The sequence below is a fragment of the Pararhizobium sp. P1_E7 genome (assembly GCF_056405855.1).
On sequence record NZ_JBFUBH010000006.1, the window covers coordinates 123,144 to 147,725 of the forward strand.

The window sequence follows — 24,582 nt, forward strand, 5'->3', positions numbered from 1 at the left end:
CGATGATCACCTGCTTCATCCGCTACGAGATCGATCCGTTCAAGCGCGAGGAATTCGCCACCTATGCCCGCAACTGGGGGCAAGTGATCCCGCGCAACGGCGCCGACCTGATCGGTTATTTCGGCCCGCATGAAGGCTCGGCCACGACAGCCTATGCCGCCTACAACATCGAAAATCTCGCCGCCTACGAGGTCTACCGCGCAAATCTTGCCGCCGATCCGCTCGGCATCGAAAACTACGAATTCGCCAGGAAGGAGCGCTTCATCCTCAAGGAAGACCGGATTTTCCTGAAGAACATTTCTGCGCCGCATGCAAAGGGGCAGCCCATCGGCGGGGCCGCGTCGTGATCGCCGTCATCTTCGAGGTGACGCCGGTCTATGGCCGGCGCAGCACCTACCTTGATCTCGCTGCCCAGCTTCACGCCAAACTCGACAAGATCGACGGCTTTGTGTCGATCGAGCGATTCGAAAGTCTGAAGATGCCGGGCAAGATCCTGTCCTTGTCGTTCTGGCGCGACGAGGCGGCGATCGCCACGTGGCGCAACGGCCCGGAACATCGGGCAGCTCAACAAGCCGGCCGCAACGGCACCTTCGCCGATTACCGCCTGCGCATCGCCGGCGTTATCCGTGATTACGGCATGCGGGAACGGGACGAGGCGCCGGAAGATAGCCGGGAGTTTCATGCCATGACGAAAGGACAGGAACGATAGGCATGACAATGGGGAACTGTCCGACAAGGGCCACCCTTCAGCTGCCCTCTCTGGGTGAAAGTGCACTGCTGGCTCGATAGCGGAAACTACGGGGTGCTGAATTTTTTGTTCAACGCCACGATTGCAGCTTTCAGGGCGGGCAGTTCGTCGATAACTACGCCCCAAATGATCCTATCAGACAGCCCGTGATATTCGTGCCGCAGCACGTTGCCAATCGTCCGGACCTGCGGCCAGGGAATTTCCCGTCGGATGTCCTTGACGTCGTCGGGGAGGGCCCGGCTTGCCTCTGATATGATTTCTATCGCCCGTTGTACGGCGTGTTTCAGAAGCCAATCGGCCTGATAGTCCTCGAATGTTTTGCCGGCGATCGCCCGCTCGATGCCGGTAATGGCATCAAGCATATCGCCAAGCGCATGGCGGAACTCCCGTGCCATCAAAAAACCTGCAAGGCGGATTGTTCGATCTCAGATTTCAGAACCGGATGCAGCCCGTCCCGGGTTGTGATGTCAACCGGCATAGCTAACTCAGTTTCCAAAAAAAGTTTAATGCCGATCAGGTCAAAGGCGTTAAATCGGCTTTTTTGATCATAGTCGATGAATAGGTCGAGGTCGCTGTTGGGAGACGCCGTGTCTCGAACTGTCGAGCCGAAAAGATAGAGCGCGGTGGCCCCCATCCCACGGACGGTGTCGGCTCGCTCGCGTAGTCTTGCTATGGCGTCGCTTCGGTCCATGAAAGCAAGATATCGCATCGGTGGCAGAGTTTCCATCCTCCTGTATCATTTCGCAAATTTTCCATGCCCTTCAGCATTTGGTAACCAAGTTCGGTAACCATAAGGGCTGAAATCAGTTCCGAGTAAGCGTAGGTGCGAGTCCATGTCATCAGTTGTTTCGTTGGCCGAAATCTCCCGCGGCGTCAGCCCTGCAGGCTGGCTCGATTCCATCATCAAGGGCGATTGCGTCGCCGCTCTTGAGGCGCTTCCCGACAACTCCGTCGATGTGGTCTTCGCCGACCCGCCGTACAACCTCCAGCTCGGTGGCTCGCTGCATCGTCCCGACCAGTCGCTGGTCGATGCGGTCGATGACGAATGGGACCAGTTCGTCTCCTTCGAGGCATACGACGCCTTTACCCGCGCCTGGCTGCTTGCCTGCCGCCGCGTGCTTAAACCCACCGGAACGCTCTGGGTCATCGGCTCCTACCACAATATCTTCCGCGTCGGCGCGACCTTGCAGGACCTGAACTTCTGGATCCTCAACGACATCATCTGGCGCAAGACCAATCCGATGCCGAATTTCAAGGGCCGCCGGTTCCAGAACGCCCACGAGACCCTGATCTGGGCAAGCCCCAGCGCCAAGGGCAAGGGTTATACGTTCAACTACGATGCCTTGAAGGCGTCCAATGACGACGTGCAGATGCGTTCCGACTGGCTGTTTCCGATCTGCTCGGGCGGCGAGCGCCTGAAGGGCGACGACGGCAAGAAGGTGCATCCGACCCAGAAGCCGGAAGCGCTGCTTGCCCGCATCCTGATGGCCTCGACCAAGCCGGGCGACGTGGTGCTCGATCCATTCTTCGGTTCCGGCACCACCGGTGCCGTCGCCAAGCGCCTCGGCCGCCACTTCGTCGGCATCGAGCGCGAGCAGAGCTATATCGATGCCGCATCCGAACGGATCGCCGCGGTCGAACCGCTCGGCAAGGCGATGCTGTCGGTGATGACCGGCAAGAAGGCCGAGCCGCGCGTCGCCTTCAACACGCTGATCGAAAGCGGCATGATCAAGCCCGGCACGGTGCTGACCGATGCCCGCCGCCGCTACAGCGCCATCGTGCGCGCCGACGGTACGATTGCCAGCGGCGGCGACGCCGGCTCGATCCACCGCCTCGGCGCCAAGGTGCAAGGGTTGGACGCCTGCAACGGCTGGACCTTCTGGCACTACGACGACGGTACATCGCTGAAGCCGATCGACGAACTGCGTGCCGTCATTCGCAGCGACATGGCCAAGATCAACTGATCAGCCGAAGGGCGGATGAATGCCAAACGCCGCGCTCTCGATGGGGATGCGCGGCGTTTGCACGTTAAGGCCGGTCAGATCTAGCGCTGCCTTGCAGCGCCGCGCGTTCTTTATGACGCCACAGGACGTGACCCGATTCCGGTTTAAGGAATTATGTCTTAGGATTTCTCCGCCGGTTCCATCAGGACATCGAAACAGTGGCTGCAATAGCCGAACTGATAGCCGGTGGTCTGCCACGGCTCGACCGGCTCTTCGCAGCAGATGCAGTGAATGATCCACCGGGCAGGGCTTTCGAAATTATTCTCCGGGCCCTGTTGCCCGAGGGTGGATTTTTGCGGAATCCCGGTATTCCCGTTCATATGGTCTGCCTTTCCTGTCTGCCGACGGGAACGAGTTCCTGAAAAACAAATTTCGGAATGTGACGAATTTTTTAAGCGTCTGCGGACAGCGGCTGGTTCGGTCGAGAATCATCGCATGCGGGCATTCAAAACCTATGTGCCCGGCTTGATTGCGGGATGCAAGAACGAGGTTCCGTGCGCAGCTGACAATCGTCGGCCGCGCCGGTTTTGAGAAAGCATTCGCCAGTGCCGTTTGCCGATGCCATCCAGCCGTTGAAAATACGCCGGGCATGCGCGCCTTTTAGAACAATTTAACCATCCCGCCGTAGTCTGACCGCCAGGCAGGACGACCGTGTGATCAACCACGCGAGGCGCGCGGGCAAGCCCGTAGATTGCTTGACGGCGCGGCGAAGGCCGCCCGGTTCAGAGATAGTTTTCGTCCGGTTTCGTACCTTCAGTCCCGGACGAAGACTTAAACGCCCAGGATCAGCGATGATCTTGGGCGTTTCTGTTTGTGCCGGTCAAAAAGAAAGGAGCGCCGCCGGGGCGGAACTCCTTCCTGCTTGCTGTCTAATCCCGCAGGCTTACAGAACGAAATCGTCGGCATACATCTTGGTGACGCCGTTCATCTTGATCTGGAAGTCGGAATAGCCGTCGCCGTCGGTATCGCCGGAGATCACGCCGCCGCTGAACCGCAGTTCGCCTGCGGTACCATGGAACGACAGGCCACCGATGAATTTGAACGTCTGGTTGCCAATGCTGTTTTCATTGGCGTCGATCGACTTCAGGTCCACGACGTCGAATTCCGAACGGTGGAAATCATTGATGATATCGCGCCTGCTGCCGATGACTGATTCGCCGACAGAGTTGAAGTCGAAGATATCGGCACCCGAGCCGCCGCTGAGGAAATCGAAGCCGGAACCGCCAACGAGATAATCGACGCCGGAACCGCCCACCAGGTCGTCATCGCCCGAGCCGCCCACCAGATCGTCGTCGCCGGTGCCGCCGTAGAGATCGTCATTGCCGGCGCCGCCATAAAGGTCGTCATTGCCGCCGAGGCCGTAAAGAATGTCGTTTCCGCCAAGACCCTGCAGGATATTGCGGCCCGAGCTGCCGGTAATGTCGTCATGGCCCGAGTTGGTGCCAATGGCATTCTCGATGCTGATCAGGGTTTCCTTGTGACCGCTCGTTGTGGAAGCCCACTGCGCGCCAAGGTCGATGGTGACGCCCTTGCCGCGCTGCGAGGCATAGTCGTCCTGCAACCGGTAGCTGATCGTGTCGGTACCGCTGCCGCCGTTGAAATAGTTATCGACGCCGACCGACAGGAAGGTATCGTTATCGGCATCGCCGTAATATTTGCTGGCTTCCGTATCGACCTCAAAACGGTCGTTGCCATAGCCGCCGCGAACGATGTCATAGTCGTTGCTGTCGCCAGCGCGAATGTCCGCAATATAGAGATCGTCGCCGTAACCGAGGTAGATGTCGTTGCCGCCTTCGAAATAATTGACGACCTTGTCGTTGCCTGTGCCGGCATCGACATAATTGTCGCCGCCATAGCTGCTGGTGACGTTCAGGTAGATGGTGTCGTTGCCGCCATAGCCGTAGATATCCACGGGACGTGTACTGTAATCGCTCTGGACAATGTAATTGTTGCTATTGGTGCCATCAATAATAATTCTTGCCATGGAAACGCGGCCTTTCGGTAAGTTGCGTATCTGAATTTCGAGGCTGATCATGCAGCCGATAAGGTGAACGACAGCTGAACCAATTGCGGCGCTTTGGTGGTTTCAAAAAGGGCTTTTGATGTCAGAAATCGGTGACATCGACACTGACGATTTTGCCCTGATCGTTGAAGGTGATGGTTTCCTCGCCCCGGCGGACAAGAGGCTTGCCGGTTAAGGCGCTGGTGGCGCTCAGGCGCCAGACGGCCCGGGCCGCGAACGGGGACAGGGGTTCGACAAGGCTGTCTTCGGCAACCTGGTCGGGGTACTCGGCAAAATAACGCCGGAACGCCGCCATGATATCGGCGCGTCCCTTCAGCCCGCCGATCTTGCCGGAAGAATAGGTTGCATCATCGGCGAGGAAATCTTCGATGGCAGCAAAATCAAGATCGCCGATCATGGCATGAAAACGCTCGGTCGCGGCGGCGGGGTCGAAGGGCATCCCCGTCCTCATACCGCCAGCCCATAGGCCAGAAGATCGGATTGCAGCGTCTGCGGATCGGTGAAATGCACGGCATGCCATCCGGCGGCACGGGCGCCCTCGACATTGGCCATGCTGTCGTCGATGAACAGTGTCGCGGCCGGATCGAGCCCGAAGGATTTGGCATGGGTCTCATAGATCGCCACATCCGGCTTGATCAGCCGGGTGTCGCCTGAAACCGTTACGCCGCGCGGCAGGGTCAGGAAGGGATACAACTTTTGTGCTTCCTTGAATGTGTCGGAGGCAAAATTGGTCAGCAGGGTGACGTCATAGCCCTTGGCGATCAGGCTTTCCATGATCGAAACGCACTCGACATAGGCATGCGGCACCATCTCGTGCCAGCATTTGCGGAAAGCGCGGATACTGTCCGCATGCGCCGGATGCTCAGAGATCAACAGCTCTTCGGCCTCGCGCCAGCCGCGGCCGCGGTCCTGCTCGATGTTCCAGTCATGGGTGCAGACATTGGCGAAGAACCACTTGCGCTCGGCTTCGTCGGGAATGATTCGCGAGAACGGAATATGCGGATCGTAGTGAATCAGCACCTTGCCGATGTCGAAGACGATGTGACGGATTTCGACGCTGCTCATCGGGTATTTCCTCAGTTCCCCAGGCTGTTGTCGCCATCTTTGAAAGCGTGCGGTATAGCCTGGGCGATTGCTTTTTTCATGACGGTCGGCAGGGCCTGAGCCTTGAGAGAGGCAAGCGGTTCCCACCAGCCGTTTCCTGTTTTGTTCTGGGTGGCGACCTTGGCCCGATAGACCGACAAGTGCAACTCAAAATGCGTAAAAACATGCGTGATTGTTCCGCAGGGTTCCCACGGTGCGGCAAAAGGCTGGGCTGAAATTGTGTTGTCGCCGTCGATGCGCGAGGTCCATGGCGTGCCCGGCACTTCCGTCATGCCGCCGAGCAGGCCGGTTTCGCCGCGTTTCTGCAGATAGACGGCGCCGTCGGCTGCGCTGGCGACGAAGGCGGCGCCGACACGCAGCGGTTTGTCCTTTTTCGGCGCCTTGCGTGGAAAGGTCTCCGGATCGGCCGTCTTCAAGGCCAGGCAGGCGTCGTTCAGCGGACAGAGCGCGCAGGCCGGCCGTTTCGGCGTGCAGATCGTCGCACCGAGATCCATCATCCCTTGCGCAAAATCGCCCGGGCGGTCCTCCGGCGTCATCTCTGCCACCAGCGCCCGCATCTGCGGCTTGGCTGCAGGTAGCGGCGTTTCAATCGCGTAGAGTCGCGAAATCACCCGCTCGACATTGCCGTCGAGCACGGCGCTCTGCCGGTTGAAGGCAATGGCCGAGACGGCCGCCGCGGTATAGTCGCCGATCCCCGGCAATGCCTTCAATCCGGCCTCGGTATCGGGAAACACGCCGGAATGGTCGCGCGCGACGGCTTCGGCGCATTTCTTCAGGTTGCGGGCGCGGGCGTAGTAGCCAAGACCGGCCCAGGCCTTCATCACCTCTTCGGTATCGGCCGATGCGAGGTCGCTCACCTTCGGCCAGAGCGACAGGAACTTGTGGAAATAGGGTTTGACCGCCTGCACGGTGGTCTGCTGCAGCATCACTTCCGACAGCCAGACGTGATAGGGGTCTGCGGCCACGCCGTCCCTCGCCATCGGCGGCGAGACGCGCCAGGGCAGGTCGCGATGATGCCGGTCGTACCAGGTAAGAAGCCGTTTGGCCGCATCGGCCGGTGTCATTGTCTGCTGCATCATTTGCCGGAAGGTTGGCTGGGTTCATATCAGGGATCGGTCGGCTTCTCTTCATTTCCGGCGGCGCCCAGGCTCTTGCACGATGCGAAAGCATCGCGGCTGCGAACCTCTCCTGGCCGGAAACGAAGATCGAGCCGATCCTATTGGTTTCTATCGTCGATCCTTGGTATAAATACTTGGCGGAGTGTTCGCCATCCTTCAAGGCGGAATCGGAAATTGAAAGACATCTGTTGAAACAACCTTATATCCGCAAGGGCGGCCGTCAGATCAGCGAGATCGCCAATGGCATGATCGATCCGGTGCTTGCCAAGCGGGCCGGGATCAACACGCTGTTGCTTGGCTCCTGGGATGAGATCGCCGGCGAGGATTTCGCCGATTGCACCCGGCCGGAGAAGATCGCCTGGCCGCGCCGCGCCTCGGAAATGACCGGCGAGGGGGGCTATCAGCCGGGTGTGCTGACGATTGCCTGCGAAGGCGCCCGCGCCCTGTTCCTCACCCACGCGCAGGGCGAGCTGATCCAGCGGATCAACGGCTTTTTCGGTTTTCCGGCGATCAGCCAGATGCGCATCGTGCAGAAACCGGTTTCGGCTCCGCCAAAACCCTATCGCAAGCCGAAACCCCTGACTGGTGAGCGGGCCCGGCATCTGGAGACGCTGGTCGACGGCATCGAGAACGATGCCCTCAAGGCTGCGCTGACCCGGCTTGGCACTGCGGTGCTGGCGCCGCGAAAAAAGTGACTGATACCATCAACCGGTCACAATTGTTTGAACGTTGGTGAGCGACAGCCCCTTGTCGCCCCGGACAAGGCAAGTTATCGAATTTTCGACCTATTTCGTTTATCCCCTTACACAGGTGAAACCATGTCTCTTTCTGAACTGAGCCCCATCAAGCGCCTCTTAAGCGGTGTCGCCGTGGCTGCCATCGCTGTGACGCTCGCCGCATGCAGCGACGAGAAGAAGGATGCGGCCGCAAAGACGCCTGCGACGGAAACCACCGGCACGGCGGCCAAGACCGAAGTCAAGCCTGCCGACGGCGGTTCGATGATGTCGTCCACCACAGCGGTGAAGCCGGTGGATGGAACGACGACATCCTCCACCATGTCTTCTGCAGCGACGCCGGCAACGGCTGAGGCCGGCCAGACGCAGGTGGCGCAGGCCGCAGCGCCTGTTGCCAAGGTTGAGCTTCCCCAGTCGGAAGGCGAAGTCGATGTTGCCAAGCTGATGGCGCCGGGTCCGCTGCCGGAAATGTCGCTCGGCAAGGCCGACGCCAAGGTGACGATCGTCGAGTACATGTCGATGACCTGCCCGCATTGCGCCCGTTTCCACAATGAAACCTTCGATGCCATCAAGACCAAGTATGTCGATAGCGGCCAGGTCCGTTTCGTGGTGCGCGAATTCCCGTTCGATCCGCGTGCGGCTGCCGCCTTCATGCTGGCGCGCTGCGCCCCGGAAGGTCAGTATTTCCCGATGGTTTCGATGCTGTTCAAGCAGCAGGAAACCTGGGCTGCGGCCCCCAATGGCCGCGATGCGCTGCTGCAGATGTCGAAACTCGCCGGTTTTACACAGGAGAGCTTCGAGGCCTGCTTGACGAACCAGAAACTTCTGGATGATGTGCAGGCTACGATGCAGAAGGGCGACAAGGATTTCGGCGTCAAGGCCACCCCGACCTTCTTCTTCAATGGCAAGAAGTATTCTGGAGAAATGTCGGTTGACACCATGTCGGCCCTTATCGACGCAATGCTCTGATCCCTCGCGTTTTGACAAAACGGCCGGCGGGCGCCTGAGTGCGCCCGTTTTTCTTTGCCTCCCCCTCAAGGGGAGAGCAAAAATATGAAATTCACCAAACTCCGCCTGCTCGGCTTCAAGTCCTTCGTCGAACCGTCCGAATTCGTCATCGAGCGGGGCCTGACCGGCGTTGTCGGGCCGAACGGTTGCGGCAAGTCCAATCTGGTCGAAGCGCTGCGCTGGGTGATGGGGGAGAATTCCTACAAGAACATGCGCGCGTCCGGCATGGACGACGTGATCTTTTCCGGTTCCGGCAACCGGCCCGCCCGCAATACCGCCGAGGTCGGCCTTTATCTCGACAATACCGATCGCACGGCACCTGCCGCCTTCAACGACAGCGACGAAATCCAGGTGACGCGCCGGATCGAGCGCGAAAACGGCTCGGTCTACCGCATCAACGGCAAGGAAGCCCGCGCCAAGGATGTGCAGCTGTTGTTTGCCGATGCCTCGACCGGCGCGCGCTCGCCGTCGATGGTCGGCCAGGGGAGGATCGGCGAGCTGATCGCCGCCAAGCCGCAGGCGAGACGCCAGCTGCTCGAAGAGGCGGCCGGTATTTCCGGGCTGCATTCGCGCCGCCACGAGGCGGAGCTGCGGCTGAAGGGTGCCGAGACCAATCTCGAGCGGCTGGAGGACGTGACCTCGCAGCTCGAAAGCCAGATCGAAAGCCTGAAGCGCCAGTCGCGCCAGGCCAATCGCTTCAAGATGCTGTCGGCCGACATTCGCCGCCACGAGGCGATGCTTCTGCATATCCGCTGGGTGCAGGCCAAGGAGGCCGAGGGCGAAGCCGACAGCCATCTGAACCAGGCGACGTCGCTCGTGGCCGAAAAGGCGCAAAGCCAGATGGAAGCGGCGAAAGCACAGGCCGTCGCCAGCCTGAAACTGCCGGAACTGCGCGAAGCCGAGGCCAGGGCGGCCGCGGCCCTGCAGCGCCTGCAGATCGCCAAGTCGCAGCTGGAGGAGGACGCCGGCCGCATTCTGCGCCGCCGCGACGAACTGCAGCGGCGCCTGGCGCAGCTTGGAGAGGATATCGTTCGCGAAGAGCGCATGGTCGCCGACAATGCCGGTATTCTTGCCCGTCTCGACGAAGAAGAGAGCGAGCTTGCCGAAATGCTTGCCGAAGCGGGCGAGCGGGCCGAGGAGGCGCGCGAGCGGCTGGCGGAGACGAGCGAACGGCTGGCGCAAAGCGAACGCCAGCTCGGCCTGTTGACGGCCGAGAAGGCCGAGGCGCAGGCATCGCGCAACCAGCTTGAAAAGACCATCCGCGATCTCGCCGAGCGGCAGGCGCGCCTTGCCCGCCAGCTGTCGGATCAGAACCGCGACCTTGACGAACTCGACCGGCAGATTGCGACGCTGCCGGATCCGGCAGAAAAGCAGGAAGAGGTCGAAGCCGCTGAAACTGCGCTTGAACAGGCGGAAAATGCCGTTGCGGATATCGAAGAGGCGTTGAACGCCGCCCGTCGGGCAGAGGTCGCAGCCCGTCCTCCGGTCGATGCCGCCCGCGCGCGGGCAAATGGTATCGAAACCGAGGCCCGCACCATCCGGCGCATGCTGGATGCGTCGGCGGTGCAGGGCGCTGCCCCGCCGGTGGTCGATGAGATGAAGGTCGATCGCGGTTTCGAGACGGCGCTCGGCGCAGCCCTCGGGGAAGATCTGGAGTCACCGCTGGACCCCGGGGCGCCCGCGCATTGGCGCGCGCCCGGCGATGCGTCCGGCGACCCGCAATTGCCGGGTGAGGCGGTTCCTCTGACCCAGCACGTGCGCGCGCCGGAAGCGCTTGACCGGGGCCTTCGCCAGATCGGCATTGTCGATGATGACACCACGGCTGAGCGCCTGCTGCCGTTGCTGAAAGCTGGTCAGCGGCTGGTGACGCGAAACGGTGCCGTCTGGCGCTGGGACGGACATGTCACAGGCGCCGATGCGCCGAGCGCCGCGGCCCTCAGGCTGGCGCAGAAGAACCGGCTTGCCGAACTCGAAGGCGAACTTACCGATGCCCGCGATCAGCTGGCAGAACGCGAAGCCGAGCTTGCCGCGGCCGCCGCGCGCATCCGTGCCGAGGACGAGCGTCTGCACCAATCGCGCGAGACCCAGCGCATGGTGGTGCGCAAGCTGGCCGTTGCCCGCGATGCGCTGGCTTCAGCCGAGCGTGCGTCCGGCGATCTCGTGCGGCGCCGGGCAGTCCTTGCCGAAACCTCAAGCCAGCTTGCGCTGCAGGTCGAGGAAATCGGCGAACAGATGGAAGGCGCCCGCGAGGCGCTGGAGGATGCCCCCGACGTTGCCGGCCTGGAGCAGAAGCTTAACAGCCAGATGACCACGGTTGCGACAGACCGGGCACTGGTGGCCGAGGCCCGCGCCATCAACGATGGCCTTGCGCGTGAAAACGAAGCGCGCGAACGCCGTATCCGGGCGATCGCGGCCGAACGGCAGACGTGGAATACAAGGGCAGCAAGCGCCAAGGAGCATATCGAAACCCTGCGCGAGCGCGAAAGCGAGGCGCGCGAAGAGGTCGAGGAGCTGCTCGAAGCCCCCGACGAGTTCGACGAGAAGCGCCGGGCGCTGATGAACGAGCTGTCGAAGGCCGAAGAGGCGCGCCGCCAGGCGGCGGACGTGCTGGCGGTCGCCGAAACACGCCAGCGCGATGCCGACCGGATCGCGGTCACGGCACTTTCTGAACTGGCCGAGACGCGTGAAAAGCGCGGGCGCGCCGAGGAACGGCTTGTTTCTGCGCGGGAAAAACGCATCGAAGTCGAAGCCCGGATCCGCGAGGCGCTGAATTGCGCGCCGCACGAGGTCATGCGGCTGACCGGCCTTGCCGTCGATGCGGAGCTGCCGGATATCCGCCAGATCGAGCGCGAACTCGACCGCCTGAAGATCGAGCGCGAACGGCTTGGCGCCGTCAACCTGCGCGCGGAGGAAGAGCAGAAGGAACTGTCCGACAAGCTCGACGCCATGCTGAAGGAACGCGAGGACGTCATCGACGCGATCCGCAAGCTGCGCTCGGCGATCCAGAACCTCAACCGCGAAGGCCGCGAGCGGCTGCTGGCCGCATTCGACATCGTCAACGTCCAGTTCCAGCGGCTGTTCACGCACCTGTTCGGCGGCGGCACGGCCGAGCTGCAGCTGATCGAGAGCGACGATCCGCTCGATGCGGGCCTGGAAATCCTCGCCCGCCCGCCGGGCAAGAAGCCGCAGACGATGACGCTGCTGTCGGGCGGCGAGCAGGCACTGACGGCGATGGCGCTGATCTTTGCCGTGTTCCTCACCAATCCGGCGCCGATCTGCGTGCTCGACGAAGTCGATGCGCCGCTCGATGACCACAATGTCGAGCGTTATTGCAACCTGATGGACGAGATGGCCGCCTCGACCGAGACGCGCTTCGTCATCATCACCCACAATCCGATTACCATGGCCCGCATGAACCGCCTGTTCGGCGTCACCATGGCAGAGCAGGGTGTGTCCCAGCTCGTCTCGGTCGATCTGCAGACCGCCGAGCAGTTAAGAGAAGCCGTCTAACACCGAGACTTGGTATAAGGGTTTCCGGTAAGGGAATCTTTCATATCTGGGCGCACACTTTTCGCCGGCGACCCTTGTTTAAAGGCGATGCCGGATCGCCGGAGGGTATGAAACTTGACGGATTTCACGGGCGCAGAAGCGTTGATGCTCTTGGGGGCCGTTCCCGTGGCGGCCCTGTGTGTGAATGCGGGCGGCATCATCGTCTTTGCCAATGAGGCGGTCGCCGCGATGTCCGCCACGGGTTCCGCTCTGGCAAAAACGCCGGTGTCTCGCCTCCTGCCGGAATGGCACACCGTCTCGAACACCTCCGCCAAGTCCTTCCGCCGGGAAACCTTGCTTTTGCGCGGCGATGGCAGTGTCATTCCCGTCGAGCTGTCGATCGTGCGGTTTGGCGCGGCTCTGACCGGTGTCGTTATCCGCGATCTCATCGATGAACGATCGCTGGAATCGATGCGGCTTGAGCTTGAGCAGCAGAACGAGCAGGCATTGCTGGAGGCGACAGCTGCCCACCGGCGTCTCGGTTTCTTCATCGACATGCTGCCGCAGGCGGCCTGCATCTTCGATGCAGAGGACCGCTACATCCTCTGGAATGAGAAATATGCGGCACTTTATCCGGAAATCGCCGGTCACCTGCGCCCCGGCATTCCGTTCCGCGAGATCCTGGAGATCAGCCTTGCCAGTGGCGATATGCCCGAAACGGTCGCGGATCCGGACCACTGGATCGAGGAGCGGATGAAGCGGCACAGGCTTGCAGTGTCGCAGGAAGAGCAGATGCTGCGGGATGGGCGCTGGTTGCGCCATGACGATCGCCGCACGCCGGACGGCGGTGCCATCGGCATGCGCATCGACATCACCGATCTCAAGCGCCGCGAGGAATCGTTCCGGCTTTTGTTCGATGCCAATCCGATGCCGATGATGGTCTGCGATGCCGTGACCCTCGATATCCTCGCGGTCAACAACGCGGCAGTAACGCTCTATGGCTTTACAGTCGGTGCGATGCGGCAAAAGCGGGTCACCGATTTTCATGCCGGCAGCGAAGGCGAACGGCTTGGTACAATGCTGCGTGCACTTGAGGGGGACAGCGAGGCGCGCACTGTCTGGCACCAGAAAACGGCAGATGGCGCGGAACACTATGTCCTGATCTATGTGCGGATCATCCACGAGGGCCCGTCGCGGCGGCTGCTTTTGACGATTGCCGACGTCAGCGATCGTATCCGCGCCGAGGCGCATGCCACCCACCTTGCCCATCACGATCCGTTGACGGGCCTGCCGAACCGCATGCAGTTTCGCCAGAAGCTGGAAACGGCGCTAGCAGGGGCCGCGCGTGATGGGCAGGAACTCGCCGTGCATTACCTTGACCTCGACGGATTCAAGCCGGTCAACGATACCCTTGGCCATGCCGCCGGTGACATGCTGTTGAAGCAGGTTGCCGAACGGCTGAAATCCGTGCTGTTCAATGGCGAACTGGTCGCCAGGCTCGGCGGCGACGAATTTGCCATTCTCCAGCATGCGTCCACTGCCCAGGTGGCCGACATCGCCGAGCGCTGTATTCTGGCGCTTGGAAAACCCTTCGGTATCGCAAATCGTCAGATCGGCATCAGCGTCAGCATCGGCATCGCTGTCGCGCCCGAGAACGGCTTTGATCCGGACGAACTGATGAGCGCCGCCGACAGCGCTCTCTACCAGGCAAAGGCTTCCGGCAAGAGCACCTGGCGCCGCAGCCGAACCGCAGCCGCAGCGTCGTTTCCCGTTTTGTGACAGATTTTTTCATCATTTTGCTGCAATGCAGCAAAATTCCGCAACCGATGCATTTTAAACCTGAAAAGGATACTGTAGCCTCAGGTGGGAGCCGAATGGGTGGAGAATTAGCATGACAAAGTGGGTTTATGTGTTCGGCGGGGGTGAAGCCGAGGGAAATGCAAGCGATCGCGATCTGCTGGGCGGCAAGGGGGCGAACCTGGCGGAGATGTGCAATCTCGGTCTGCCGGTCCCGCCCGGCCTGACGATCATCACCGAGGCCTGCGGCCGCTACTATGCCGATGGCCGCAATATTCCGGAGGACCTGAAGGCTCAGGTCTCGGCCGGCATCGACAAGATGCAGGCGATTACCGGCCGTGTCTTCGGCGATACAGAGCGCCCCTTGCTTCTCTCCGTCCGCTCCGGCGCCCGCGCCTCGATGCCGGGTATGATGGATACCGTGCTCAATCTCGGCCTCAACGATACAACCGTGCAGGCGCTCGGGCATGATGCCGGCGACGCCCGGTTTGCCTGGGACAGCTATCGCCGCTTCATCCAGATGTATGCCGACGTGGTCATGGGGCTTGATCACGAGGTCTTCGAGGAAATCCTCGAAGACGAAAAAGGCCGCCTGGGGCATGAGCAGGATACCGAGCTGTCTGCCGTCGAATGGCAGCACATTATCTCGCGCTACAAGCAGGTGATCGAGGAGGAACTCGGCGAAGCCTTTCCGCAGGACCCGGAGGTGCAGCTCTGGGGAGCGATCGGCGCCGTCTTTGCCAGCTGGATGAACCCGCGCGCCATCACCTATCGCCACCTGCACAATATTCCCGCCGCCTGGGGCACCGCCGTCAACGTGCAGGCGATGGTTTTCGGCAATCTCGGCAATACGTCGGCCACCGGCGTCGCCTTCACCCGCAATCCCTCCACCGGCGAGAATGAGCTTTACGGCGAATTCCTCGTCAATGCGCAGGGCGAGGATGTGGTTGCCGGCATCCGCACGCCGCAAAACATCACCGAGGCCGCCCGCATCGCCTCCGGGTCCGACAAGCCGTCGCTGGAAAAGCTGATGCCGGAGGCCTTCGAGGAATTCCAGGCAATCTGCAACCGGCTGGAAGGCCATTACCGTGACATGCTGGACCTCGAATTCACCATCGAGCGTGGAAAACTCTGGATGCTGCAGACCCGGTCCGGCAAGCGCACCGCCAAGGCGGCGCTGCGGATCGCAGTCGATATGGCCGAGACGCGCATGATTACCAGGGATCAGGCCGTCACCCGCATCGACCCGGCTTCGCTCGACCAGTTRCTGCACCCGACCATCGACCCGCGCGCCCRCCGCGACATTATCGGCTCCGGCCTGCCGGCCTCGCCGGGGGCTGCGACCGGCGAGATTGTTTTCACCTCCGATGAGGCGGTGCTGGCCGAAAAGGAAGGCCGCAAGGTCATTCTGGTTCGCGTTGAAACCAGTCCCGAAGACATTCATGGCATGCACGCAGCCGAAGGCATTCTCACCTGTCGCGGCGGTATGACCAGCCACGCGGCCGTTGTCGCCCGCGGCATGGGCATCCCTTGCGTATCCGGCGCCGGCAACCTGCGCGTCGATGCCCGCAATGAACTTCTGATCGCCGCCGGCATAACGCTGAGCAAAGGTGAGGTCATTACCATCGACGGCTCGTCCGGCCAGGTTCTGAAGGGGGAAATCCCGATGCTGCAGCCGGAACTGTCCGGCGATTTCGGCAAGATCATGGAATGGGCCGATGCCAGCCGCCGCATGACGGTGCGCACCAACGCCGAAACCCCGGCCGATGCGCGGGCTGCCCGCTCCTTCGGTGCCGAGGGCATCGGCCTTTGCCGAACCGAGCATATGTTCTTCGAGGGCGAGCGCATCAACGTCATGCGCGAAATGATCCTTGCCGCCGACGAGGCCGGGCGGCGGGTGTCGCTCGCCAAGCTTTTGCCGATGCAGCGCTCCGACTTTACCGAGCTGTTCTCGATCATGCACGGCCTGCCGGTGACGATTCGCCTGCTCGATCCGCCATTGCACGAGTTCCTGCCGAAGAGCGACGAAGAGATCGCCGATGTTTCGGCCGTGCTCGGCATGAACCCGGCGGAACTGCGCCAGCGCGTCGATGAGCTGCACGAGTTCAATCCGATGCTCGGGCATCGCGGCTGCCGGCTGGCGATTTCCCATCCGGAGATCGCCGAGATGCAGGCCCGCGCCATCTTCGAGGCGGCGGTCGCAGCCGCGCGTGAAACCGGTGCAGCGGTGGTCCCGGAAATCATGGTGCCGCTGGTCGGCCTGAAATCCGAGCTCGACTATGTGAAGGCCTGCATCGATGCGGTCGCGAAGGAGGTCATTGACGAGGCAGGCATCGAGATCGAATATCTCGTCGGCACGATGATCGAGCTGCCCCGCGCCGCTCTTCGCGCCCATGTCATTGCCGAAAGCGCCGATTTCTTCTCCTTCGGCACAAACGACCTGACGCAGACCACCTTCGGCATCTCCCGCGACGACGCCGCCCAGTTCCTCAATACCTATATCCAGAAGGGCATCGTCGAAAACGACCCGTTCGTGTCGCTCGATTTCGACGGTGTCGGCGAACTGATCCAGATCGCCGCCGAGCGCGGCCGCCGCACCAAGAACGGGTTGAAGCTCGGCATTTGCGGCGAACACGGGGGCGATCCGGGCTCCATCCGCTTTTGCGAGGAAACCGGCCTCGACTACGTGTCCTGCTCGCCCTTCCGTGTTCCGATCGCGCGTCTTGCCGCGGCGCAGGCGGCGATCAACGGCAAGGGGTAATACCAAGTCTCGGTGATAGAGACCTATAGGACAGGCTCGATCGGATTTTCTGGCTAGGAGAGGTCCGCGGAGCGATGCACATGCATCGGTCAGGGATCCCGACGACGCCAGAAAAGCCGAGAAGCCTGCCGAAGGTGGCCCATGGCTGGTCTCTGGCGTCGTTGCGGCGCTTGCCCGATGCGGCAGCATCGCGCTGCGCACCGCGCCTAGCCAGAGATCAGCCATGGGCCATAGGTCGCTATCACCGAGACTTGGTATAAGGCGAGGGCTCTGAAAATTGGCGCAAGAAGCGTCATACTTCAGGGCTGCTTGGCCGTTGGAAACGGCGGACAAGCGGACTTTCCGCTCTATGGGGGCTAGCAGACAGCGTTTCACGGCTGGTCTCCGAGGAGATCATAGGCTGCTGTGAAAGAGTGAGGAGTTTGCAAATGGCTTTGGCTAGCGCACCAATGGACTGTCCCAGACAATAAACAGCAGCGCCTTGAGTTGGGTGAAACGCTCCGCCCCGAGCTCGGCGCGCCAGTCGTCTTCGATGTCGCGCAATATGTCGACCATCGTCCGGAATGCGGCGTGTCCGCGTTCGGTAAACCGGACGATGCGCGCGCTGCCTTCACCCGGAGCGTCGGAGCGGACAATGTAACCGAAACCCTCGAGGCTGCGCAGCAGCTGGTTGATGGCCTGTTTGCTCATGCCGGCGCGCTCGGCGATGGTGCCCGGACGAGCCCCATCCGGCCCTGGAAACTGCAGAACCGCCATATGCGGCAGGCGCAACTCGTTAAAACCGGCGTCGTTCAGTCCCTTTATCAGGCGGCGCTGGATCGCCTGGGCCGGCACGCGTAGCAGGGCGCCGATCAGCAAGTCCTCGGTTTTCATGGGTAAGCCTTCGCGGATGGTGGTCATTGACGGCCCGGTAAATTGAGTTTACTGTCGAGTAGTAAATGTAGTTTACCGAAGGAACTTCCATAATGCCACATGGAACCATCGATCTTCGCGTCAATCCTTCTGACGAAACCATTGGTACCAAAGGGTTCGCGGTTCGCTTCCTCGTGACTGCGGACAACTCGAACGGCAGCATTGCGGCCTTCGAGCTTATGGTCCCGGCCGGATTGCGACTGCCGGCGCCAGCGCACAGCCACGACCACTACGAGGAGACGATCTATGGCCTCGACGGGGTGCTGACCTGGACGGTCGACGAAAAGCAGATCGACGTCGGGCCGGGGCAAACACTCTGCATTCCGCGCGGCGCTGTTCATAGGTTTGATAACAACGGCAGCCAGGACGTGAAGGCGCTCTGTGTCGTCACGCCGGCAGCGATCGGCCCGGAGTATTTCCGCGAGGCTTTTGCCGTGCTCAACGCGGCAGGCGATGGTCCGCCGGACCGGGCCAGGATGGCGGAAATCATGCACCGTCACGGTCTTACGCCAGCGATGCCCCCGAAGTAGGGGCAGGTGGGGTGACTATTCGGTGAGCCGGGTGTGCGTGAGTGTCCGCCGAGCTTTGGTCCTCAGACATGCGGTTTGCCGAAGGCTTGCTAAAAGCACCGCGGAAGGGTTGCTTGCCGCGACTGGACCATGCTTGACCGTCACCTATCAATGAAATCCCGCACCGCCTTGTTGTAGCCGTCCGGGTCCTGCAGCATGGCAAAATGGCTGGCGTCCTTGAGGATGATCAGTTCGGCGCCCGGGATGGTCTTTGCCAGGTAATCCGTATGCTCGCGGCTGATCGCCTCGTCGTGGTCGCCGAGAACGATGGCGGTGGGCGTGGTGATCTTCTTCAGGTCGTCGTCGCTCCAGTTGGGCTGGCTTGCCCACATGCCGCTGATCTGGGTAACGAAAGCGTCGTATTCGGCCGGTGTCGGCGAAATCTTCTTGTAAACCTCGCCGGCCTTTTCGATGTAGGCGGCGAAGGTCTTGTTTTCCATCACGGACGGGATGAGCCCATCGATCTTGGAATTGGCGGCCTGGGCAAACAGTCTGGTCAGCCGCTCCGGGTGATGGATGGCGATGTCGAGGCCGATAATGCCGCCGTCGCTCCAGCCGACGATCGCCGTCCTGTCGATCTTCAGGTAATCGAGCAGCGCCAGATAGTCCGACGACATCAGATCGTAGCTATAGGGCTCGGCATTGCGGGTCGAGCGCCCATGGCCACGGCTTTCGGCAACGATGACCGTGTGATCCCTGGAAAGATCGGCCACCTGCGCCCCCCAGACATCGGCATAGCCAAGGCCGCCGTGGATCAACAGAACCGGCGGGCCGGAGCCATAGACAGCGTAGTACATGCCGATGCCATTGACGGGTGCCGTGCCGGTTTTGTCTGCCTTGGGCAGCGGCGCCGGGTCAGGCAGCCCCAGCCACCGTTCGGCGGCAAGTGCCGGTGCTGCGGAAAACAGCAAGAGGACGCAGAATATCTTCAGCACGGCTTTCATGAGAGTTCTCCCAATGATTGTCGCGCCCATCATAGGTGGCAATCGCCGTTGCCAAAGCAAAAGCCGGCGCTATTTCGCGCCGAATCGGAAATTTCTTGCGAGAAAGAAAAGGAATTATGCCATCACCGGACGATGACGGGCCGGTTCCAGCCCCAGAGCATCGGGTCGTTGCCATATCGCAGCGAGCGCGACTCGGCACGGCGGTCGAGATCGATGCGCTGCAGGCAGGTGGCGAGGGCATCGGTGTTGCGGCGAAAACCGTAGGACAGGCAGGTTTTTTCGTCAGCGGCACGGCGTTCTTGCGGCGTCATCGTGGTGCAACCGCCAAGGATCACGCCTAAAGCGACAAACGACAGGATCTTCCGGACAGGCATGCTGAGACCTTGAAACGATTGCAGATTTCAATCTGTCTATCAGATGCGCTGCAACACATCCACAAAGGCTTCGGCGAAATTCTTCAGGTCGGCGGTCGCTTCGCCGGGCATCTCGATGCGGATCGTGTTGCCGCCGGTTTCAAGGCAGGCAAAGATCGTTGCCATCGTGGCGCTGCCGTCCTTGGGAATGCGCAGCACTGCGATCCTGTCGCAATTGGCGACCAGACCGGATGCCGGCAGTTCAAACAGGAAGGCGCCATCGATGGCAGAGGCGGCGGCTCTCACATGGGCGGCAAAGCCGTCCGGGCCGGTCGTGAAGCCGTCGAGCGACAATTCGAGCTCGAGCAGTTCCATGGTCAGGCTGGCGCCCGGCGCACCCGGCGTGGCCGCTGCTGGCGTGTTCATTTCGGATGATAGCATGCTCACTCTCCTTTCAAGCCGCCGGAAAGACACGTCTTTTCTACGGACCTGGAAATTCCGATGTGGTGCAAACCCGGTCCAATGCCGCATAAACCGGGAAACACGGCTGATCCCCGTCATTAAGACATGATCAAGGAGAATGGCGAATTTGCGGCATCTCAGGGAAGCCAGATGCCTGCCCGTCCTGCCTGTCCGTATCCACGCCCAAGCGTAATCCCGGCGAAAACCACTTCACAGCTTTCGTCATCATGCTTTAAACAGGAGATGTGGTTGCCGTGTCCGGGCCAAGGGATTGATTCTGCCAGATGATGATCAAGTACGAGCGCCCCACATCTGCTGCCGCCCGCTGGGCGCGCCGGATCGCCCGCCTTGCCTTCGGTCTCTTTATCGGGGCCTTGCTGGCGCACCGGTTCGGCCCGCTGCTGACGCCGCATTTCGTGGCGCTGGCTGTCCTTTCGGCAGGTCTGGCGGTTCTTGCGGTGGTGCTGGCGGTTGCCGGATTCGTGCGGTTCTGGCAGGTCGCAGCCGTCGGCGGTATTGCCTCCTTCGTGGCCCTTGTCTACGCGACCGTGCCGATCGCTGCCGCGGGCTTTGCACTCAGCGAATATTTCTCCAAGCCGGCGATCTACGATGTCAGCACCGACACGGTAACGCCGCCGCCCTGGATCAAGCCACCGGATGCGCAGCAGGGTTGGCTCAAACGATCAGCGGAAGTGACACCGGCGGACCGGGAAGCGCAGATCGCCGCCTATCCGGGGTTGACCGGCCGCCGTTACGACGGCGCGCTCGACCGCGTGTTTCAGGGCGTGAAGATCGTTGCGGAAAACACCGGCATCCGCATGGTTGCTCAGGAAGGCGTCAAGAATGCCGAGCCCGACCTTGAGGACATGGCCGTCAAGCCTGCGGACGCTGCGCCTGCCGATAGCGATCCCGATGACGTGCCGATCCCCTTGTCACGCCCCGAGATCGTCACCGACGACATGCCGCCGGGCCGGCGTTCCACCGATATCCTTCTCCAGGGCGAATGGCGCACGCTGATTGTCGGCCTGCGCTTCGATGTGCTGATCAGGTTGCGCGAGGAAGCCGAAACCACCTTCGTCGACATGCGCGTCGCCTCGCGTTACGGCGGCCATGATCTCGGCCTGGGCGCCGCTTTCGCCGACCAGTTCCTGCATGCGCTCGATGCCGAATTGCTGGGGATCGCCGGGGATTGATCCTGCGCCGTTACAGTGCCGCGCGTCACATGTGACGCGCAAAGGGCGCCGCAACGCTTTGGAACTGCTGCACAATTCCTTAAATCGATTCCGATTTAAGGAATTGTGGAGTAGCCCGATGTTCCGGAAAAACAGGCGGTGATCCAGGCGGCGAAGGCCGCGGCTTGCGGTGACAATTGATCGAAGTCGCGCGCCACCAGGAAGTAGGCGCCATGGGGAACCGACAGATCGAACGGCTGGACGACGCGCCCGGCATCAAGGTCATCCCCTGCCAGAACCGCATCGGCAAGCGCGATCCCATGACCGCGCACCGCTGCCTGCAAGGCCAGGGCGCAATCGGCAAAGATTGGTCCGCGCATCGCCTCGGCGCCCGGTGTCAGTCCGGCGGCTGCGAACCAGCGGGTCCAGACATCCCGGTTTTCCTCGTGCAGCAGCGTGTAGGACAAAATATCCTGCGGCGTCAGTCGGGGCGGGCCGGTCAGGAGCGCAGGCGATACGACCGGTATCATCACGACGTCGCAGAGCTTGCGGGCCTGGGCACGCGGCCATGCGGTTGCCTGCGCGCTATGGCGGATGGCGAGTTCTGCCGTATTGCCGCGAAATTCGATCAGCCGGGCCTCGGATTCGGCCGAGACGTCGATCTGCGGATGGAGTTCGCGAAAATCGGCGAGATGCGGTACCAGCCAGCAACTGGCAAATGCCGGCTCGGCATTGACAGTCAAAAGCGCCCCGGCCTTTGTCTCACGGATCTCCTCCAGACGCGCATCGATGCCGTCAAAGGCCACGGCCAGTGTTTCGAGCAGCCTCGTTCCTTCGGCGCTGAGGCGCACCTTCCGGTGATGCCGCGTAAACAGCGCCGTTCCCAAAAGCGCTTCCAACTCGCGCACCTGCCGGCTGATGGCGGCTTGCGAGACGAACAGTTCTTCCGCAGCCAGCGTAAAGCTTTCCAGCCTTCCCGCCGCCTCGAAACTGCGCAGGGCGGTCAGAGGTAGTCGTCCGCGCTTCATCGCATAACCTCAAGTCATTCGAAGGCGACAATAAGCTCGTTTGTCGCCCGCCGGCAAGCGGGATCACACTCAGGCATGGTTGGATTTGAAAGGACGATGGTGATGAACGCGATCCTGAGACTTTGGATGGACGTCATCCTGCTTTTGACCCTGCAACACGATGTTGTACCTGGCGCTCAGGCAAGGAACCGGGCGCGATGTTGCGGCGTCGGCACGAAGCATGTGTTGCGCCGGCCGGCGATCCGGTAGCGGTTGCTTGCCACAATTTCGTAAAGCGGATCGCGCAGAGCCCTTGGGATCACCCGCAACACGCGCGCAAGTGTCCACGGAAAGCCAAGCCCGGCCGCCATGCGCAAGGAGCCTTCGGATTTCAGATAGGCGAGGCCGTCCTCAATCAGGATATTGGTCTCGTAGTTGCGGCTGTCGAGGCCATAGTGGCGGTAGAGCGCTGCGCCGAGCGGCGATTGCGCGGTAAGGAAGCGGTAGCGGCCTTGCCGGTCATGGCGCAAAACGAAATTCACCCAGCCGGAGCAGAAGATGCATTCGCCATCGAAGACGATGACCGGATGATCGTCGGCAAAGGCCGGAACTGCCGGATCGCCGCGATAGCTGTAGGCCGGCCGGTGCTGCATCAGCTTGCCCCGCCGGACACCAGGCGGTAGGCGCCGGTCAGCGATGGCGGGCCGTCGGTCTCGATCTGGCCGCGCTCGAGCAAGTCCTCCAGATGCGCAAAAACCGACAGCGCCGCAGCGCCATGCAGCCGCGGATCGGTGGTTGCGTAGATCACCTTGACCATCTCGGGGATAAACCGGTCACCGGCGCGTACCCGCTCCAGAACGGCGCGCTCGCGCATCCGCCGGTGGGCGCGAAGACCGCGCAAAAACGCAGCAGGCTCCTTCACCGGGCCGCCATGGCCGGGCAGGTAGAGCCGGTCGTCGCGGCCAAGCAGCTTTTCCAGCGACGCCATGTAATCGGTCATCGATCCATCCGGCGGTGCAACGATCGAGGTCGCCCAGGCCATGACATGATCGGCGGAAAAAACGATGCCGGTGTCATCCGGGCCTTTGCCCCCCAGCGCGAAAGCCGCATGGTTGGCGGTGTGGCCGGGTGTCAAAAGCGCTGTCAGCGACCAGCCGTCGCCCGCAATCGTGTCGCCATCGGCAAGGGCGATGTCCGGAACGAAATCCATGTCCGAGCTTTCGGCGAACGGATTGATTTCGCCCGCATGCAGCAGCCGTGCCGCCCGGTGCGGTCCCTCCGCAACGATCAGCGCGCCGGTCTCCGCCTGCAGCCGCCGGGCCAGCGGCGAGTGGTCGCGGTGCGTGTGGCTAACGGCGATATGGGTGACCTCGCGGCCTTTCAGCGCCGCCATCAGCGCCTTGAAATGCGCCTCGTCCTCCGGCCCCGGATCGATCACCGCGACCGATTTTCCGCCAGCGATATAGCTGTTGGTACCATGGAAGGTGAAGGGGCCGGGATTGTTGACGGTGATGYGCTGAACGCCATCCGCCACCGTCACCGCTTCGCCATGGGCGGGCTTGAAGTCAAGGTCGAAATCCGGACCGTCCATGCGCCGTCTCTTCACTTGTACTCGACTTCGATGAACGACATGAAGTCCTGGCCGGCATTGACGACATTGTGCTCGACGCCGGCCTCGCGCCGGTAGGCCTGGCCCTTGGCGATATCCACCCGCCGCTCGCCGCCGGGCTCCTCGAGCAGAAACCGGCAATCGGTCATCGGGATGACGACATAGCCCATGCCATGCACATGATGCCCGGTATCGGCCCCCGGCTCGAAATCCCAGCGGGTGATCCGCACCACGTCGTCATCGAGAAGAACAGTCGGCTTGGCGGGCGGGCGGGCACGAAAAAGGCTCATTTGGGTCTCCGGCTTTGGAAGCCCGACCCTAGCCTAGAAAGCCTGTGACAGAAACGGGTTTCCGGTAGCGGCCTCAGTCTTTTCAACGCGGATCCAGCTCTTGTGAACATTACCCATTCTCATCATGCCGCTGCCCCTCACCCTAGCCCTCTCCCCGCAGGCGGGGAGAAGGTGGCCGACAGGTCGGATGAGGGCCACTATCGAATCGCGGCGCTCACCCGGCAGCCTCTCACCATCACCCCCTTGAAAAATCCGCGCAAAACCCAAACTTAAGCGTTGTCGCAGGCGCGCGGCTTTGCTAAACCGGCTCACGATTTGGCCGGACACTGTGTTCGCGCCAAGCGTTGGGGCGTAGCCAAGCGGTAAGGCACTGGTTTTTGGTACCGGCACCCCTGGTTCGAATCCAGGCGCCCCAGCCACTCTTTCATTTTCAAATCGAAATCCAGGTTTTCCAGCGCTTTTGCCTTGGCTGAGCGTCG

General features: G+C 61.7%; 25 protein-coding genes and 1 tRNA gene. 11 read left to right on the forward strand and 15 right to left on the reverse strand.

The features are described from left to right. Positions 1-2: 2 nt before the first annotated feature. Both AC1D17_RS09230 and AC1D17_RS09235 read left to right on the forward strand, forming a co-directional pair. Complete coding sequence (locus tag AC1D17_RS09230; protein ID WP_477565106.1) at positions 3-347, forward strand: NIPSNAP family protein; 345 nt, start codon at positions 3-5, stop codon at positions 345-347. Then, on the forward strand, positions 344-709 hold the full coding sequence (locus tag AC1D17_RS09235; protein ID WP_477565107.1) for an antibiotic biosynthesis monooxygenase family protein: 366 nt from the start codon (positions 344-346) through the stop codon (positions 707-709). The genes AC1D17_RS09230 and AC1D17_RS09235 overlap by 4 nt, the downstream gene beginning before the upstream one ends. 86 nt (positions 710-795) lie before the next feature. Here AC1D17_RS09235 and AC1D17_RS09240 read toward each other — a convergent pair whose 3' ends face one another. Together AC1D17_RS09240 and AC1D17_RS09245 are read right to left on the reverse strand one after the other, a co-directional pair. After that, the gene (locus AC1D17_RS09240) at positions 796-1,110 is read right to left on the reverse strand and encodes a HepT-like ribonuclease domain-containing protein (protein ID WP_477565108.1); all 315 of its coding nucleotides are present in this window, start codon (positions 1,108-1,110) and stop codon (positions 796-798) included. A gap of 32 nt (positions 1,111-1,142) precedes the next feature. Continuing rightward, entirely contained in the window at positions 1,143-1,439 is a 297-nt protein-coding gene (locus AC1D17_RS09245; RefSeq protein ID WP_477565259.1) for a nucleotidyltransferase family protein, read from the reverse strand. 142 nt (positions 1,440-1,581) lie between these two features. Between AC1D17_RS09245 and AC1D17_RS09250 the strand changes: the two genes are divergently transcribed. Next, positions 1,582-2,712: a site-specific DNA-methyltransferase gene (locus tag AC1D17_RS09250; RefSeq protein WP_264222091.1), complete on the forward strand. Its 1,131-nt coding sequence runs from the start codon at positions 1,582-1,584 to the stop codon at positions 2,710-2,712. Between the two features lie 158 nt (positions 2,713-2,870). On the opposite strand, the gene AC1D17_RS09255 is transcribed toward AC1D17_RS09250, so the two are convergent. From AC1D17_RS09255 to mutY, 5 genes are all read right to left on the reverse strand, one after another. After that, complete coding sequence (locus AC1D17_RS09255; protein ID WP_477565109.1) at positions 2,871-3,071, reverse strand: hypothetical protein; 201 nt, start codon at positions 3,069-3,071, stop codon at positions 2,871-2,873. A gap of 563 nt (positions 3,072-3,634) precedes the next feature. Beyond that, on the reverse strand, positions 3,635-4,735 hold the full coding sequence (locus tag AC1D17_RS09260) for a calcium-binding protein (protein ID WP_477565110.1): 1,101 nt from the start codon (positions 4,733-4,735) through the stop codon (positions 3,635-3,637). A 121-nt stretch (positions 4,736-4,856) separates the two neighbouring features. Next, positions 4,857-5,213: a nuclear transport factor 2 family protein gene (locus tag AC1D17_RS09265; RefSeq protein WP_477565111.1), complete on the reverse strand. Its 357-nt coding sequence runs from the start codon at positions 5,211-5,213 to the stop codon at positions 4,857-4,859. A gap of 8 nt (positions 5,214-5,221) precedes the next feature. After that, positions 5,222-5,839, reverse strand: coding sequence for an HAD family hydrolase (locus AC1D17_RS09270; RefSeq protein ID WP_477565112.1), 618 nt, complete (start codon positions 5,837-5,839; stop codon positions 5,222-5,224). 11 nt (positions 5,840-5,850) lie between these two features. Beyond that, positions 5,851-6,942: an A/G-specific adenine glycosylase gene (mutY, locus tag AC1D17_RS09275; RefSeq protein ID WP_477565113.1), complete on the reverse strand. Its 1,092-nt coding sequence runs from the start codon at positions 6,940-6,942 to the stop codon at positions 5,851-5,853. Positions 6,943-7,241: 299 nt separating this feature from the next. Here mutY and AC1D17_RS09280 point away from each other — a divergent pair, with 299 nt between their 5' ends. From AC1D17_RS09280 to ppdK, 5 genes are all read left to right on the forward strand, one after another. Next, positions 7,242-7,691 carry a DUF721 domain-containing protein gene (locus AC1D17_RS09280; protein ID WP_477565260.1) on the forward strand — a complete coding sequence of 150 codons (450 nt, stop codon included), beginning with the start codon at positions 7,242-7,244 and terminating at the stop codon, positions 7,689-7,691. Positions 7,692-7,814: 123 nt separating this feature from the next. Continuing rightward, a complete protein-coding gene (locus AC1D17_RS09285; protein WP_477565114.1) occupies positions 7,815-8,699 on the forward strand; it encodes a DsbA family protein in 885 nt (294 codons plus the stop codon). 84 nt (positions 8,700-8,783) lie between these two features. Further along, complete coding sequence (locus AC1D17_RS09290) at positions 8,784-12,248, forward strand: chromosome segregation SMC family protein (protein ID WP_477565115.1); 3,465 nt, start codon at positions 8,784-8,786, stop codon at positions 12,246-12,248. A gap of 114 nt (positions 12,249-12,362) precedes the next feature. After that, positions 12,363-14,006, forward strand: coding sequence for a diguanylate cyclase domain-containing protein (locus AC1D17_RS09295; RefSeq protein WP_477565116.1), 1,644 nt, complete (start codon positions 12,363-12,365; stop codon positions 14,004-14,006). Between the two features lie 112 nt (positions 14,007-14,118). Next, the gene (gene ppdK, locus AC1D17_RS09300) at positions 14,119-16,785 is read left to right on the forward strand and encodes a pyruvate, phosphate dikinase (protein WP_477565117.1); all 2,667 of its coding nucleotides are present in this window, start codon (positions 14,119-14,121) and stop codon (positions 16,783-16,785) included. Between the two features lie 438 nt (positions 16,786-17,223). Here ppdK and AC1D17_RS09305 read toward each other — a convergent pair whose 3' ends face one another. Then, positions 17,224-17,685 carry a MarR family winged helix-turn-helix transcriptional regulator gene (locus tag AC1D17_RS09305; RefSeq protein WP_477565118.1) on the reverse strand — a complete coding sequence of 154 codons (462 nt, stop codon included), beginning with the start codon at positions 17,683-17,685 and terminating at the stop codon, positions 17,224-17,226. A gap of 65 nt (positions 17,686-17,750) precedes the next feature. Between AC1D17_RS09305 and AC1D17_RS09310 the strand changes: the two genes are divergently transcribed. Then, positions 17,751-18,227: a cupin domain-containing protein gene (locus AC1D17_RS09310; protein ID WP_477565119.1), complete on the forward strand. Its 477-nt coding sequence runs from the start codon at positions 17,751-17,753 to the stop codon at positions 18,225-18,227. 140 nt (positions 18,228-18,367) lie between these two features. On the opposite strand, the gene AC1D17_RS09315 is transcribed toward AC1D17_RS09310, so the two are convergent. From AC1D17_RS09315 to AC1D17_RS09325, 3 genes are all read right to left on the reverse strand, one after another. Further along, positions 18,368-19,210, reverse strand: coding sequence for an alpha/beta fold hydrolase (locus AC1D17_RS09315; protein ID WP_477565120.1), 843 nt, complete (start codon positions 19,208-19,210; stop codon positions 18,368-18,370). Positions 19,211-19,332: 122 nt separating this feature from the next. After that, positions 19,333-19,584, reverse strand: a complete 252-nt coding sequence (locus tag AC1D17_RS09320) for a hypothetical protein (RefSeq protein WP_477565121.1) — start codon at positions 19,582-19,584, stop codon at positions 19,333-19,335. Positions 19,585-19,623: 39 nt separating this feature from the next. Continuing rightward, entirely contained in the window at positions 19,624-20,004 is a 381-nt protein-coding gene (locus AC1D17_RS09325; protein WP_477565122.1) for a hypothetical protein, read from the reverse strand. 305 nt (positions 20,005-20,309) lie between these two features. On the opposite strand from AC1D17_RS09325, the gene AC1D17_RS09330 reads away from it, so the two are divergent. Continuing rightward, positions 20,310-21,218, forward strand: coding sequence for a DUF1499 domain-containing protein (locus tag AC1D17_RS09330; RefSeq protein ID WP_477565123.1), 909 nt, complete (start codon positions 20,310-20,312; stop codon positions 21,216-21,218). 95 nt (positions 21,219-21,313) lie between these two features. Here AC1D17_RS09330 and AC1D17_RS09335 read toward each other — a convergent pair whose 3' ends face one another. The 4 genes from AC1D17_RS09335 to AC1D17_RS09350 form a co-directional block, all read right to left on the reverse strand. Continuing rightward, positions 21,314-22,225 carry a LysR substrate-binding domain-containing protein gene (locus AC1D17_RS09335; RefSeq protein ID WP_477565124.1) on the reverse strand — a complete coding sequence of 304 codons (912 nt, stop codon included), beginning with the start codon at positions 22,223-22,225 and terminating at the stop codon, positions 21,314-21,316. 176 nt (positions 22,226-22,401) lie between these two features. Beyond that, on the reverse strand, positions 22,402-22,857 hold the full coding sequence (locus AC1D17_RS09340; protein ID WP_477565125.1) for a thiol-disulfide oxidoreductase DCC family protein: 456 nt from the start codon (positions 22,855-22,857) through the stop codon (positions 22,402-22,404). Then, the gene (locus AC1D17_RS09345; protein ID WP_477565126.1) at positions 22,857-23,795 is read right to left on the reverse strand and encodes an MBL fold metallo-hydrolase; all 939 of its coding nucleotides are present in this window, start codon (positions 23,793-23,795) and stop codon (positions 22,857-22,859) included. Before AC1D17_RS09345 ends, AC1D17_RS09340 begins: the two co-directional genes overlap by 1 nt. Positions 23,796-23,806: 11 nt before the next feature. Next, positions 23,807-24,103: a cupin domain-containing protein gene (locus AC1D17_RS09350; RefSeq protein WP_477565127.1), complete on the reverse strand. Its 297-nt coding sequence runs from the start codon at positions 24,101-24,103 to the stop codon at positions 23,807-23,809. 345 nt (positions 24,104-24,448) lie between these two features. Here AC1D17_RS09350 and AC1D17_RS09355 point away from each other — a divergent pair. Continuing rightward, positions 24,449-24,522 (forward strand) — tRNA-Gln (locus AC1D17_RS09355). Positions 24,523-24,582: the final 60 nt, after the last annotated feature.